Raw genomic sequence first — 13,087 nt, 5'->3', positions numbered from 1 at the left:
CGAACGCACATCATCCCCGGGGTTACTCCGAACCCCGGGGATGATCAGTGTCCTGGTCATGGCTGCTGCTGCATTTGGTGGCTGGTCGTTACTGCTTCCGGTTGTTCCGTTGGTGGTGGCGCAGTCGGGTGGCTCCGACGCCTTGGCCGGGGCCGTGACGGGCGTCTTCATGGCGGCTACTGTGCTGACACAGTTGCTGGTGCCGCGCTTGTTGAGGACTCGCGGCTATCGTCCTGTACTCACTGCGGGGTGCCTGTTGCTCGGGCCACCGTCGCTGGTGCTGTTGATGTCTTCCGATTCGATTGCGGCGTTGTCGGTGTCGGCAGTGCGCGGTGTCGGATTCGGTTTGCTCACGGTCGCCGGCGGCGCACTGGTCGCGGAATTGGCGCCCAGGCGGATACTGGGCCGAGCTACCGGAGCCCAGGGCATCGCGATTGCAGCCTCTCAAATGGCAGGGTTGCCACTGGGTTTGGCGATAGCGGCAAGATGGTCGGCCACACCGGTCTTCGTTTTGGGCGCCGTGGTTCCGGCGCTCGCGGTAATCGCCATCACCCGCTTGCCGAAATTGCGCGCTCAGCCAACCGGCACGTCTGCGCGAGTGAGTGTGTTCACGGTGATCGTCCCCGTGGTCGCGCTTGCGTGCGTGTCAGCGTCGTTCGGCGGCTTGTCCTCGCTGTTGCCCATCGCAATTTCGGATCGTGCCGCGATCGCCGGCGTGGTGCTGGCGACGGCCAGTGGGTCCATGCTGGTGGGTCGATACTCAGCGGGATTGATCTCCGATCGATTCGGTAGCGGCAAGATGCTCGCACCGGCCTTGGTGTCGGCGACAGTCGGTCTCCTCCTGTTCGCCCTGAGTGTCGACGACGGTGCGAATGTGGTGTTGATCGGCGCTGCAGTGCTTTTCGGGTTCGGATTCGGTGCTGTGCAGAATGAATCCTTGGTCATGGCTTTTTCGGCTGCAGGTCCGAAACGCATCGGATCGGCCAGCGCGATCTGGAACATCGCATACGACGCCGGAACTGGAATCGGCGCGATTGCGCTGGGATTTGTGGCATCGGTGTCGGGATACACGTGGGTATTCATCGTCTCGGCAAGTGTCGTCGCGTTGATCCCGGCACTCGCTGTGGCCGGCACATCGATCGGCCGACGGGGCGATCCGAAACCGGACAACCACACGGCAGGTTCTAAGATCCGGAGCTATGACAACCTTTGACGACACGGTTATCGCCGGTGTGACCGCTCATATGAATGCGGATCACACGGGCGACAATCTGATGATCGTTCGGGCTTTCGCGGAGCCGACCGCGACCAGCGCGCGAATGGTGGGACTCGATTCGGTTGCGGGCGAGTGGGTTGCCGATGTCGACGGGACGGAAAAGCTCGTGAAGGTTCCGTGGCCCGAGCCGGCAGTGGACCGCGCCGCCATCCGGACGCAAGTGGTTGCTCTGTGTATGGACGCGTACAACAAACTTGGTGTCGCGAGGCCCGAGCACTGATCGCAGTAGCGTCAGACGTGCCCGATAGAGTTGGGGCATGAGCGCTTCCACGATTGCCGTCCTCGACTACGGCTCCGGCAACCTGCATTCGGCCACCCGCGCATTGGCGCGCACCGGCGCACAGGTGGAGGTAACCAGCGATCCCAAGGTGGCGCTGGCCGCAGACGGCCTGGTCGTTCCCGGCGTCGGCGCTTTTGCTGCGTGCATGGAGGGCCTGCGTGAGGTTCGGGGTGAGCGGATCATCGGTCAGCGCCTCGCGGGCGGACGGCCGGTTCTGGGCATCTGTGTCGGTATGCAGATCCTGTTCGAGCGCGGAGTCGAATTCGGCGTCGAAGCCGAAGGCTGCGGCGAATGGCCCGGCACTGTCGAGCGCTTGAAGGCCGATGTGTTGCCGCACATGGGATGGAACACCGTCGAAGCACCCGAGTCCAGCACGCTGTTCAAGGGCATCGACGCGGACACCCGTTTCTACTTCGTCCACTCGTACGGTGTGCAGAACTGGGAACTGCCGCCGTCCGAGCACATCGCTGCTCCCAAACTCACGTGGGCCGATCACGGCGGAAAGTTCCTCGCGGCCGTCGAGAACGGTGCGCTGTCCGCAACGCAGTTCCACCCCGAGAAGTCGGGCGATGCCGGTGCTGAATTGCTGAGCAACTGGGTGCAGAGTTTGTGACCGGACCTTCCGGCAAGTACAGCGGAGACAACTTCTCGTTGGCTCGTCTTGCGCTGTTCTCGCTCGGCGCAGCCGTGGCTGTTCTGGCAGTCACGACGGTGATCGTCGTTCTGGTGGATCCGACGCCGGTCGTAGGGCTCGTGATCGGCCTCGTCGGGGTTGGCGCGGCCATCGCGGCGATGGGCGTCGTGTCGAAGCGGATGACGCGAAATGCCTTCGGCGACGGTGATCAAGACCCGGCACACGGTTCAAGGTCCTGACCGACTAGGGTTATCGCACGTGAGCCTGGTCCTTTTGCCTGCTGTGGATGTTGTCAACGGTGAAGCTGTTCGCCTCGTGCAAGGAGAGGCGGGAAGTGAGACCGGTTACGGGTCGCCCCGCGACGCCGCCCTTGCGTGGCAGAACGACGGTGCCGAATGGGTACATCTTGTCGACCTCGACGCCGCCTTCGGGCGCGGATCCAACAGCGAACTGCTGGCAGGCGTCATCGGTGACCTGACGGTCAAGGTCGAACTGTCCGGTGGAATCCGTGACGACGCCTCCCTCGAAGCTGCACTGGCCACCGGCTGTGCTCGCGTCAACCTCGGCACCGCTGCCATCGAAGATCCCGAGTGGTGTGCTCGTGCATTGGCCAAGTACGGCGACAAGATTGCCGTCGGCCTCGATGTGCGTCTGGTCGACGGCCAGTACCGTACCCGCGGGCGCGGCTGGGTCACCGACGGCGGAGACCTCTGGGAAACCCTCGCGCGTCTGGACCGTGACGGCTGCACGCGTTACGTCGTCACCGACGTATCCAAGGACGGAACCCTCACCGGTCCCAATCTCGAACTTCTGAGCCAGGTGTGCGCCGTGACCGACGCCCACGTTGTTGCATCCGGTGGTGTTTCAACCATCGATGATCTGCTGGCCATCTCCAGCCTCGTTGATCAGGGCGTCGAAGGCGCGATTGTCGGCAAGGCGCTGTACGCCGGCCGCTTCACCCTTCCTGAAGCACTTGCTGCAGTTTCCGGTTAGATTCGCTTGATGAACCCGCCGCGTGACCTCGACGAACTCCTCGCGATTGCCGGTGGGCTGCTTGACGGCGTTCACGATCAGTTTGTTGCCGGTGTGGGTTCGCCGAGCGCAGTCCGTAAGGGTTGGGCCGATTTTGCCACCGAGGTGGACCTCGCGCTCGAGAAGCGGTTGTCGTCGGAGTTGTTCGATCGCACCGGGATTGAAGTGCACGGCGAGGAATTTGGCGGGCCCGACATCGAGTCCGGGCTCGTCTGGGTTCTCGATCCCGTCGACGGCACGTTCAACTACTCGGCCGGGCTCCCGCAGGCCGGAACTCTGCTGGCATTGCTCGACGACGGCGTTCCGGTCCTGGGGTTGACCTGGTTGCCGTTGATCGGACATACCTACGCGGCAAAAGCAGGCGGCCCGTTGCTGGTGAACGGCAGTGCCGTACCACCCTTGGAATCCACTGATCTGGCGTCGTCGATCGTTGCGCTGGGTGCGCTCAACGTGAAGAGTCGCGGACGAATTCCCGGCAGCTATCGGCTGGAAGTACTGGCCGAAATCAGCAAGGTGTCTTCCCGTATCCGTATCCACGGCAGCACGGGAGTTGATCTGGCCTTCACCGCGGCAGGCATTTTAGGCGGCGCAATCGTCTATGGGCACAATGCGTGGGACAATGCGGCGGGCGTTGCCCTTGTGCGCGCGGCAGGTGGGGTGGTCACCGACCTCGCCGGCAACCCGTGGACCGTAGAATCGGGTTCGGTACTTGCTGCCGCTCCCGGTGTTCACGGTGAAATTCTCGACATCCTTACATCGCTCGGTGATCCGCGCGCTTCGTCCTCAGGAGGACCAACGTCATGACCCTCGCAGTTCGTGTGATCCCGTGCCTCGACGTCGATGCCGGACGAGTGGTCAAGGGTGTCAACTTCGAGAACCTTCGCGACGCGGGCGATCCGGTCGAACTGGCCGCAGCGTACGACGCCCAAGGCGCCGACGAGCTGACCTTCCTGGACGTGACCGCGTCGACGTCTGATCGTGGCACGATGCTGGACGTCGTAAGTCGTACTGCCGAGCAGGTTTTCATTCCGCTGACGGTGGGCGGCGGTGTACGCACGGTCGAGGACGTCGACCGCCTACTGCGCGCCGGAGCCGACAAGGTCAGCGTCAACACCGCAGCCATCGCACGTCCTGAACTGCTCAAGGAATTGAGTGAGCGTTTCGGTTCGCAGTGCATCGTCTTGTCCGTCGACGCAAGGACGGTTCCGCAGGGCCAGCCGGATACTCCGTCCGGCTGGGAGGTCACGACGCACGGTGGCAAGCGCGGAACCGGCATCGACGCGGTCGAGTGGGCCGAGCGCGGCGCAGAGTTGGGCGTCGGAGAGATCCTGCTCAACTCAATGGACGCCGACGGCACCAAGGCCGGTTTCGACCTCCTGATGATCCGCGCTGTCCGTGCCGCTGTTCACGTTCCGGTCATCGCCAGCGGCGGCGCCGGTCTGGTCGAACATTTTGCGCCTGCCGTCGAAGCAGGCGCCGACGCAGTCCTCGCGGCGAGTGTCTTCCACTTCGGTGACCTGAGCATCCCGCAGGTCAAGGATGCCATGCGCGCCGAAGGGATTGTTGTCCGCTAGGTGTTTTCTGCTCGGATTCCGTCGAACATCATCCGGGTGATCGCCTGATTGAGGGCGGTGCAGTCCACGGACGACTCGGCTCGCAGTCCCTGTATGCCGCTGGCCAGCATCATGCCGTTGACGGCCTGGGCTGTATTCGCGATGTCGAGGTCGGCGCGAAGGTATCCGCATTCGACGCCGTGACGGAGATATCCGGCAGTCAGTGCCGCGGCCTGGTCGAGTAGGTCGAGCATCCGGCCCGTCAGGTCGGCGTCGACCCCCGTTGTCTCGAAGAGCAGCACCCGCGGGATCCGTGGGTCGTCGAAAAAGATACGGGGGAGTACATCCGCGATGCGGGCTACCTGAGCTCGGTACTCGTCCAAGGTGTTGGCTGCGTCCGGCGCATTGTCGGTGGCCAGTGCGTCGATGATCTTGGCAATCAGATCGTCGATGACGTGATCGATGATGTCGCGTTTGTTCTCGAAGTATCGGTAGAACGTGCCGTGGCCGATACCGAGAGTTGTTGCAATATCAGCGATTCCGGTGGCGTGATAGCCCCGTTGGGCAAAACACTCGAACGATGCGTCGATGATCTCGCGGCGTAGTTCCGCCTTTTTTCGCTCCGCTCGGGTTATGGCCTTCGTCACGCTGAAGATGATACCGTTTTCCATAACGGAATGACGTGTCAGTTTCTGATGTGCGGTTCACGAGGGGATTTCAACTGATGGCAGTGCAGTACGACGCAGTAGTGGTCGGGGCGGGCTTTGGCGGAATGGGCGCAGCCATTCAACTCAAGCGGTTGGGCCTGAACAACCTGGCGATCCTCGAACGCGAGGATGATCTGGGTGGAACGTGGCACGTCAATCGCTATCCGGGATTGGCGGTCGACATCGCGTCGGTCACCTACTCGTATTCGTTCGAGCCCAATCCGCACTGGTCGAGGCTCTTTGCGCCAGGTGCGGAGTTGAAGAAGTATGCCGACCATGTCGCGGACAAGTACGACCTACGACGCCATATGACGTTCGGCGCCGTGGTGAACGGCGCGCGGTGGGACGAGGACAAGGCACACTGGGTGGTGTCCGTGGAGGGGCAGCCTGAGATCACCGCGACCTATCTACTGACGGCGACGGGCTTTCTCTCTCAGCCGCATCGGCCGGATATCTCCGGCATCGACGAATTTGCGGGCAAGATCATTCACACCACGGCGTGGGACGATTCGTACGAACTTGCCGGTACGAAGACGGCAATCATCGGAACCGGCGCTACTGCAGTGCAACTCATTCCCGAAGTTGCGCGCCAAGCCGCGGATCTGACCGTGTACCAACGCACGCCAATCTGGGTTGTTCCCAAGCTCGACGTCCCCATTCCGTCGGCCGTCCAGAAGCTCTTCTCTCGAATTCCGTTGACCCAGCGGATCGCACGAGCTGTCAGTTCCGGAATTCTGGAAATGATCATGGTGAGCGCTGTCTTGCACTACAAGCAGGTGAAGTTGCTCAACAAGGGCGCCGCAGCAGCATCGCGTGCCTTCCTGCGGTCGCAGGTCCGCGACGCGGCGCTGCGTAAGCAGCTCACTCCCGACTACGATTTCGGATGCAAGCGACCTACCTTCTCCAACAGCTACTTCCGTACATTCACCAAACGAAACGTTCACCTCGAGACCACGTCGATCGACCACATTGCCGCCGACGGTATCGTCACTGTTGACGGTCGTAAGACCGAGATCGACACTCTGGTGCTGGCCACTGGGTTCAATCTGTGGGACGTCAACTTCCCGGCCATCGAGGTTATCGGCCGAGAGGGCAGAAATCTCGGAAAGTGGTGGCGTGACAACCGTTTCCAGGCGTATGAGGGAGTGTCGGTTCCGCATTTCCCCAACTTTCTCACCCTCGCGAGTCCCTATTCGTACAGCGGGCTGTCCTACTTCACGACTATCGAATCGCAGATGCAGCACATCGAGCGACTGTTCGGTGAATTGAAGCGGCGAGGAGCCGACACCTTCGAGGTCACCGAGGCCGCCAATACCGAGTTTCTCGACCGAATGACCGAAAACCTGGCGGACTCCGTTTTCTACGGCGGCAGTTGCCAGACCGCGCGAAGCTATTACTTCAATCAGCACGGTGAGGCGGCTATCCTGCGGCCAACATCGACGCGCAACGCATTTGTCGAGGCGAAGCGCTTCCCTCTCGAGGCCTATTCGATCTCCTGAGCTTGTTTCCTGGCCGAGGGCGACGGTGCGCTGCGGTAAAAAGGGATATCCTGATTTTGGGCTTCTCGAGATCAGTGCCAGCGAATCTTCGGGGAGGGTTGGTTGGTGCAAGGTTGATGTCGGAAATCGATCCGTTTGGTACGCAGCGTGCTGATCCGTTCAGCACGGCGCACGATACGTCGAACGTCGTCTCCGAACTGGAGATGTCGGGGCTGGAGGACGCTCGCGAGATCGGGCGTGGAGGCTTCGGCGTCGTCTATTGCTGTTCGCAGCCGCGCTTGGATCGCATCGTTGCTGTCAAGGTCCTGACCGCGAGCGTTGAACAGGAAAACGATGCTCGCTTCGTCCGTGAACAACACGTGATGGGGAGGCTGACCGGCCATCCGAACATCGTCAACGTTTTGCACGTCGGCACCACGGCAAGCGGTCACCCGTACATCGTGATGCCGTATCACCCGAGAGGATCTCTGGAAACAAGAATTCGTTCGACGGGTCCGCTGTCGCTGAACGAGACTCTTAGGCTCGGAGTGAAAATTGCCGGCGCCCTCGAAAGTGCTCATCGACTCGGGATCCTCCACCGGGACGTCAAACCTGCGAACATCCTGTTCACCGACTATGGCGAGCCGGCGATCACGGATTTCGGTATCGCGCACATCGTGGGCGGATTCGAGACGTCCACCGGTACCGTGACGGGATCGCCGGCGTTCACGGCACCCGAAATTCTCAGCGGAGAGCCGCCCAGCGTTGCGGGAGATATCTACGGTCTCGGTGCAACATTGTTCTGCGCTGTGTCCGGGCACGCGGCATTCCAACGTCGCAGCGGCGAGGAATTGATCGCGCAGTTCTTGCGCATCACGACCGAGCCGATTCCCGACCTCCGTGAACTGGGAATCCCGGAAGGGATGTCCGCGGCGATCGAGCACGCGATGAATGGCGACCCACTTCGGCGGACTGCTTCTGCCCGTGAATTCGGCGAAGACCTTCGAAAGATCCAGTCGGCTAAAGGTTTTCCCGTTACCGATATGGCGCTGCTGGCAACCGAAGCGGGTGAGGAAAGTCAGCAGAACTCCGGAGCGTCAGATGGGAATGTCCTCGTCAGATACGCAGGCTCGTCGGCGACTACCACCTCTCCGCCCCCTTCCGGCAATTTGCCGTTGGAACTGACCAGCTTCATCGGTCGGCGGCGAGAGTTGACCGAAACCAAAGCGAAGATTCTCGAATCTCGGCTGGTCACATTGACGGGTATCGGTGGCGTAGGAAAGACTCGGCTGGCGGTCAGAGTCGCAGCGGATCTGCGACAGAAATTTGACGACGGAGTGTCCGTAGCCGAACTGGGCGAACTCCAGGACGCGTCTTTGCTTGCCGATCTTGTTGCGTCCTCGCTCGGGATCAGAGACCGAACCGGCCCTCTCGACGACGTATTGGCTGACTTTCTGGCCAATCGGAACGTTCTGCTTTTGCTGGACAACTGCGAACACCTGGTTGATGCAGTAGCCGATCTGGTCACGTTTCTTCTGCGTGTGTGTCCGGAACTTCGCATTCTCGCAACCAGTCGTGAACCGCTCGGTATCGGTGGCGAGACTGTCCTTCGGGTGCCGCCGTTGTCCGTGCCCGCCCCCGACCGCGAAACGTCAATTCACGGTTTGTCCAGATTCGACGCGATCACGCTGTTCACTGATCGGGCAGCGGCGGCATTGCCTGGATTCGAGCTGACTGAGGGAAACAAGGTCACGGTTGCGAGGATTTGTCAGCGACTCGACGGATTGCCCCTACCCATCGAATTGGCTGCAGCCCGATTGCGTTCGATGTCCGTCGAACAGATCCTGGATCGGTTGACCGACCGGTTCAAGCTTCTCACACTCGGTAGTCGTAATGCGCCGTCCCGTCAACAGACCTCGAGGTTGTGCATGGACTGGAGTTACGACCTCTGCACCAGGTGGGAACAGCAGTTGTGGGCGCGGCTGTCCGTTTTTGCCGGTGGCTTCGAACTCGATGCAGTGGAAAGCATTTGCTGCGGCGATCACAGTGCGGACGAGTTGCTCGACGGAATGGCCTCGCTGGTCGACAAGTCGATCCTGATCCGCGAAGAATCGGAAACGGTCGTGCGTTTCCGGATGCTCGATACGCTCCACGACTACGGCCGCGAGAAGGCAGAGGAATCCGGCGACTACGGTTTGTTGCGGCGGCAACATCGCGACTGGTATCGAAAGATGGTGCTGGAAGCGGAAACCGAATGGATCAGTGCCCGGCAGAAGGACTGGATTGATCGATTGGGGAGAGAACAATCAAATCTCCGCGACGCGATGGACTACGCGGAGTCGACGCACAATGACGACCGCCTCGGGCTGCAGATCGCCGGCGCACTCTTCCCATTCTGGCTCTCGCGTGGACTTTTCAGCGAGGGGCGCTATTGGCTCGACCACCTCCTGGACATCGATGTCGAGCATCCGACCGTCGACAGAATCAAAGCGCTATGTGCCAGTGGCGTTCTCGCCGAAATCCAGGGTGCGCTCGATGTCGCGGCGGCGCGTGTTGCCGAAGCGGTCGAGCTGTCCCAAAAACTGGATGTGTTCGATCACCTGGACTTGTCCGAGCATCTCGACGAGTGGACCTCGCAGGCTAGGGTGATCCAAGCGCAAGGCTGCCTCGAACTGTTTCTCGGCGACACTGCGCGCGCGTGTGACTACCTCCGGAAGGCGTTGGACCTGGTCGGCACCGGCGATGATCTCGCCTTGCGGGTGTGGATTCTGAACACGCTCGGGATGGCGTACGAAGCCAATGGTGAGACGGACCAGTCGATCTCCTGTCATGAGCAGGTTCTTGCGATCACGCAGCGCACCGGCGAATCGGTGTACCGGTCCTACTCGCTGTGGTCGATGGGCGTCGCGGTCTGGCGTCAAGGAGATCTCGCTTACGCAGCGGACCTTGTCAAACAGGCATTGCGTATCGCCGAACGCGTCGAGGAACCGCTCACAGCGACGGTGTGTTTGGACGCGCTTGCATGGATTGCCGGCGCCGAACACGACGAACGTCGCGCCGTGGTCTTGATGGGCGCCGCCGAGGCGATCGTCGACATGGTGAACAGTTCTCCGGTTCTGTTTCCGAGCTTGGGAAACTATCGGCAGCGATGCGAGCAGGAAACGCTTCGTGCGCTTGGCAGCCAGGCTTTTCGCAGTGCCCGGAATCAAGGGCACGCCCTGGACTTTCACGAGTCCGTAGCCTTTGCGCTGCAAGAGAATCCGTCGGCTACCGGCCAGGAGGCCGGATTGAGTGCGCGCGAACAACAGGTTGCCGACCTCGTCGCTGTCGGCCTGGATAACAAAGCCATCGCGGATAACCTGGCAATCTCGGTTCGGACCACGCAACGGCATATCGAGCACATTCTGACAAAGCTCGGTTTCACCTCGCGCACACAACTCGCGGCGTGGGAGTTGGAGCAGCCCTCGTAGCGCTGGGGATCATGACTTGTCGCAATGGATGTAGTCGGGCGGAACCGTGCGGTACTCCCGTGCGTCCAACTGGGTGAAGCCAATGGACAAGGGGGAGTGCTGTGAGGCCGTGGGGCGCTTGTCTGTCGGTTTCTGTGGTCGCTCTACTTGGGGGATGTTCCTCGACGGTCGAGGGTGAGGCTTACCCGGTCGATTCGATCGGAATGTTCGATCCGTGCGCGGTTCTGAGTCACGATGAGCTCTTGAACTTGGGTGTTGATCCCGGCACGCAGCGTGTGGACCTCCTAAACACCCACATCGATGGATTCAACGTGTGTAGCTGGGAGGGCTCGTGGTTCTATCTCGGACTCACGTCAGCGGATCGTTCACTCGATGCTGTGGAAAAAAACTCCACGATTCGAGATTTGCGTCGAGACGAAATCGCGGGACGAAGCATTCTTGTGTACCAGGAACAGGGCGATGACGGGGATTTGGCATGCAACGTAGCCTTCGCGACAGCTCAGTCAACCGCGATGGTTCGTGTGGGTGCAAAGTTCAGTATCGACCGGCCTGAAACGCCATGCGCACTAGTAGAGCGGGCGGCGCAAACAATCGTTCCGCTGCTGTCCTGAAGGGGTGGGATTTTGTCTTGACCGAAAATCGAGTTATTGAGAGTGAGTGTGAGATCAGTGTCAAATTCGGATCAGGTTTTCGGCGTTGACCCGAATGTTGCAAAACCGCTGGCGATTGCATGTGAGGTACTGATCGCCGAGTATCGATCGTTAGTAAACGATGCCCAACACATCAAGCAGTTTGGAGGTTTCGGTACTCTGAACTCCGGTCTTGCTCTCCAAGGAAAATTTCAAGAAAAGGCTTTTGGTAGTCCAGACTCATTGGTCAACGCATTGGAAAGTCACATCGCTGCAGTCGATGGCATGCGCGCGTACTTTCAGAAGTGCATCGACAATGCAGTAACACAAGAGCAAACCAATGTTGACTCTCTCAGGGGTGTGGGTCAGACCAACTGAATTATGTTCATTATCGGACGGGATTGACACATATTGCCATACTATGTTCAACAGCTATCAATTGCAGTTCCTGTTGAACTAATTGTCAATGGTGATTCCGAAGAACGAGCAAGAAGAACAATCGATCGCCGATCTGAAAACTGCGGCGAAATCTGCAATCCGTCGGCATGGATATCTCTGGTTCGTTGGAGATTGAATGTGGTCGCGCCCTGTTCGATACGAGAAGTTACGACCGCGCAATCGTCGGACGGCAGCAGTTGGTCTGAAGGGAAGCGAACCTGACAGTGCGGTATTGCCGGCGATAGTTACGTCGACTTATGCGTCCATGTCCTCGACTTCACCCCGGCAGGAACCATGACAATCGGGTATCTGTTCTGGCGGTCCAGGCGCGAGGTGACAGAACTGTGCAGCAACTGACTCATCGCGGAAATCGGACCTCGTCGCGGCGCCCCGATCACGATGGTGAACGCGTCGTACTTCTCCGCCGTCGACACGATGAGATCTGCCGGGTCATCGTGCTTGCAGTCGTATGTCCAGTTGCCGGGGTGAGATGTCAAAGCAGAGAGTGCGCGTTCACGTTGAGTGATCATCGCGGAATTGAGGCGTTTCTCGAACTGAGGTGAATCGGTTTCCACGGGTTGGTCCTCGGCATCGATGCAGTGAACGACATGAAGTCATGCATCTTCCGCGGTGGCCAGCGAGAGGGCAAAGTCCAGCACGTCGACGCTCGACGGTTCGCTGCCGATGCCCACCACGACATGGCGTGGATTGGCGATGCCTGTTGCCGGACTCTCGAGGTGGAAGGTGTGCTCGGGGTGTGGTCCGTCATGATGCTTCTTCATCGCGAGTTCTCCTTAACCAGGCGAACGAATCTACGAATTCGGAACTTTGACAACTACTTTACGGCTGTCGCCACTGAGTTTCCGGAGGCGGATTCCGCAGGAGAGGCCGTGGGACGGTATAAACGTCCTATGAGTCTTGACCCCGCGATTGCAGCAAAACTGAAGCGAAATGACGCCGGACTGTTCAGCGCAGTCGCGCAGGAAAAGTCCACAGGCGATGTGTTGATGGTCGCGTGGATGGACGACGAAGCACTCGCTCGCACTTTGGAAACCCGTAAGGGAACGTACTATTCGCGTTCACGTCAGCAGTACTGGGTCAAGGGGGAGACGTCGGGCCACACCCAGTATGTCCACGAAGTTCGCCTCGACTGTGACGGCGATTCAGTCCTTCTGATCGTCGATCAGGAAGGCGCTGCGTGCCACACCGGCACACACACCTGCTTCGATACCGACGTTCTGCTCGCTGCAGAGTAGGAAAACTTCACCGAAGGGGAGCATTATGGCCGCGACGAAGACTCCGCAACCGCTCGACTATTCGTTTACCTCTCCGATCGAGAAGGACGGCGCGTTTGCGACGTATCTGACCGTGCCGGGGTCGGCGGACCTGCTCGGTACCCGGCGAGCAGTCAAGGTTGTCGGCACGCTGGACGGTGAGCACCCCTTCGAAGCGACCTTGATGCCCTCAGGCGACGGACCGCATTGGTTGCCACTGCGGGTAGCGCTGTGCAAAGCGATCGGTAAGAGCGCGGCAGGCGAAGAAGTGTCGGTTCACCTGCAGCAGCGTTTGAGCTGACTTTTGCCTTGATGA

Annotated in this window: 15 protein-coding genes and 1 pseudogene; 13 read left to right on the top strand and 3 right to left on the bottom strand. The window is 60.2% G+C overall.

Going from position 1 to position 13,087, the window contains the following annotated elements; genetic code table 11:
• Positions 1-58: 58 nt before the first annotated feature.
• From KYT97_RS05895 to hisF, 7 genes are read left to right on the top strand one after another with little or no spacing between them, the layout of a single operon-like run.
• Positions 59-1,213: an MFS transporter gene (locus KYT97_RS05895; protein ID WP_245006030.1), complete on the top strand. Its 1,155-nt coding sequence runs from the start codon at positions 59-61 to the stop codon at positions 1,211-1,213.
• Entirely contained in the window at positions 1,200-1,496 is a 297-nt protein-coding gene (locus tag KYT97_RS05890) for a DUF2470 domain-containing protein (RefSeq protein WP_219111914.1), read from the top strand. The genes KYT97_RS05895 and KYT97_RS05890 overlap by 14 nt, the downstream gene beginning before the upstream one ends.
• A gap of 37 nt (positions 1,497-1,533) precedes the next feature.
• Entirely contained in the window at positions 1,534-2,169 is a 636-nt protein-coding gene (hisH, locus tag KYT97_RS05885; protein ID WP_033230912.1) for an imidazole glycerol phosphate synthase subunit HisH, read from the top strand.
• Positions 2,166-2,429, top strand: coding sequence for a hypothetical protein (locus KYT97_RS05880; RefSeq protein ID WP_219111913.1), 264 nt, complete (start codon positions 2,166-2,168; stop codon positions 2,427-2,429). Before hisH ends, KYT97_RS05880 begins: the two co-directional genes overlap by 4 nt.
• A gap of 19 nt (positions 2,430-2,448) precedes the next feature.
• Positions 2,449-3,183, top strand: coding sequence for a bifunctional 1-(5-phosphoribosyl)-5-((5-phosphoribosylamino)methylideneamino)imidazole-4-carboxamide isomerase/phosphoribosylanthranilate isomerase PriA (gene priA / locus KYT97_RS05875; RefSeq protein ID WP_045070169.1), 735 nt, complete (start codon positions 2,449-2,451; stop codon positions 3,181-3,183).
• Between the two features lie 9 nt (positions 3,184-3,192).
• A complete protein-coding gene (locus KYT97_RS05870) occupies positions 3,193-4,026 on the top strand; it encodes an inositol monophosphatase family protein (protein ID WP_095886456.1) in 834 nt (277 codons plus the stop codon).
• Positions 4,023-4,796, top strand: a complete 774-nt coding sequence (gene hisF, locus KYT97_RS05865) for an imidazole glycerol phosphate synthase subunit HisF (RefSeq protein WP_033230908.1) — start codon at positions 4,023-4,025, stop codon at positions 4,794-4,796. Before KYT97_RS05870 ends, hisF begins: the two co-directional genes overlap by 4 nt.
• Here the strand turns inward: hisF and KYT97_RS05860 are convergent.
• Positions 4,793-5,422, bottom strand: a complete 630-nt coding sequence (locus KYT97_RS05860) for a TetR/AcrR family transcriptional regulator (RefSeq protein ID WP_033231415.1) — start codon at positions 5,420-5,422, stop codon at positions 4,793-4,795. The genes hisF and KYT97_RS05860 overlap by 4 nt on opposite strands.
• A 77-nt stretch (positions 5,423-5,499) precedes the next feature.
• On the opposite strand from KYT97_RS05860, the gene KYT97_RS05855 reads away from it, so the two are divergent.
• The 4 genes from KYT97_RS05855 (at position 5,500) to KYT97_RS05840 (ending at position 11,437) form a co-directional block, all read left to right on the top strand.
• On the top strand, positions 5,500-6,981 hold the full coding sequence (locus KYT97_RS05855) for a flavin-containing monooxygenase (protein ID WP_219111912.1): 1,482 nt from the start codon (positions 5,500-5,502) through the stop codon (positions 6,979-6,981).
• A gap of 116 nt (positions 6,982-7,097) precedes the next feature.
• A complete protein-coding gene (locus KYT97_RS05850) occupies positions 7,098-10,430 on the top strand; it encodes a protein kinase domain-containing protein (RefSeq protein ID WP_219111911.1) in 3,333 nt (1,110 codons plus the stop codon).
• Between the two features lie 101 nt (positions 10,431-10,531).
• A complete protein-coding gene (locus tag KYT97_RS05845; protein WP_342393906.1) occupies positions 10,532-11,041 on the top strand; it encodes a DUF3558 domain-containing protein in 510 nt (169 codons plus the stop codon).
• Between the two features lie 57 nt (positions 11,042-11,098).
• A complete protein-coding gene (locus tag KYT97_RS05840; protein WP_172936152.1) occupies positions 11,099-11,437 on the top strand; it encodes a hypothetical protein in 339 nt (112 codons plus the stop codon).
• Between the two features lie 305 nt (positions 11,438-11,742).
• Here the strand turns inward: KYT97_RS05840 and KYT97_RS30840 are convergent.
• Both KYT97_RS30840 and KYT97_RS30835 read right to left on the bottom strand, forming a co-directional pair.
• Positions 11,743-12,099 (bottom strand): annotated as a pseudogene (locus tag KYT97_RS30840) (universal stress protein); the annotation flags it as partial.
• Positions 12,100-12,111: 12 nt separating this feature from the next.
• Positions 12,112-12,279: a hypothetical protein gene (locus tag KYT97_RS30835; RefSeq protein WP_245006027.1), complete on the bottom strand. Its 168-nt coding sequence runs from the start codon at positions 12,277-12,279 to the stop codon at positions 12,112-12,114.
• A gap of 129 nt (positions 12,280-12,408) precedes the next feature.
• Here KYT97_RS30835 and hisI point away from each other — a divergent pair, with 129 nt between their 5' ends.
• On the top strand, positions 12,409-12,753 hold the full coding sequence (gene hisI / locus KYT97_RS05830) for a phosphoribosyl-AMP cyclohydrolase (protein WP_033230902.1): 345 nt from the start codon (positions 12,409-12,411) through the stop codon (positions 12,751-12,753).
• A 25-nt stretch (positions 12,754-12,778) separates the two neighbouring features.
• Entirely contained in the window at positions 12,779-13,072 is a 294-nt protein-coding gene (locus tag KYT97_RS05825; protein ID WP_033230901.1) for a DUF1905 domain-containing protein, read from the top strand.
• Positions 13,073-13,087: the final 15 nt, after the last annotated feature.

Source organism: Rhodococcus globerulus, assembly GCF_019334125.1.
Taxonomy (GTDB): Bacteria; Actinomycetota; Actinomycetes; order Mycobacteriales; family Mycobacteriaceae; genus Rhodococcus_F; species Rhodococcus_F globerula.
Note: the sequence above shows the minus strand (reverse complement) of the source record. Positions and strands in the feature narration are given on the sequence as shown.

Coding starts and splice junctions, on each gene's coding strand:
- KYT97_RS05855 (WP_219111912.1), top strand. CDS start 5,500: ATGGCAGTGCAGTACGACGCAGTAGTGGTCGGGGCGGGCTTTGGCGGA.
- KYT97_RS05850 (WP_219111911.1), top strand. CDS start 7,098: ATGTCGGAAATCGATCCGTTTGGTACGCAGCGTGCTGATCCGTTCAGC.
- hisF (WP_033230908.1), top strand. CDS start 4,023: ATGACCCTCGCAGTTCGTGTGATCCCGTGCCTCGACGTCGATGCCGGA.
- KYT97_RS05890 (WP_219111914.1), top strand. CDS start 1,200: ATGACAACCTTTGACGACACGGTTATCGCCGGTGTGACCGCTCATATG.
- hisI (WP_033230902.1), top strand. CDS start 12,409: ATGAGTCTTGACCCCGCGATTGCAGCAAAACTGAAGCGAAATGACGCC.
- KYT97_RS05870 (WP_095886456.1), top strand. CDS start 3,193: ATGAACCCGCCGCGTGACCTCGACGAACTCCTCGCGATTGCCGGTGGG.
- KYT97_RS05895 (WP_245006030.1), top strand. CDS start 59: ATGGCTGCTGCTGCATTTGGTGGCTGGTCGTTACTGCTTCCGGTTGTT.
- hisH (WP_033230912.1), top strand. CDS start 1,534: ATGAGCGCTTCCACGATTGCCGTCCTCGACTACGGCTCCGGCAACCTG.
- KYT97_RS30835 (WP_245006027.1), bottom strand. CDS start 12,279: ATGAAGAAGCATCATGACGGACCACACCCCGAGCACACCTTCCACCTC.
- KYT97_RS05825 (WP_033230901.1), top strand. CDS start 12,779: ATGGCCGCGACGAAGACTCCGCAACCGCTCGACTATTCGTTTACCTCT.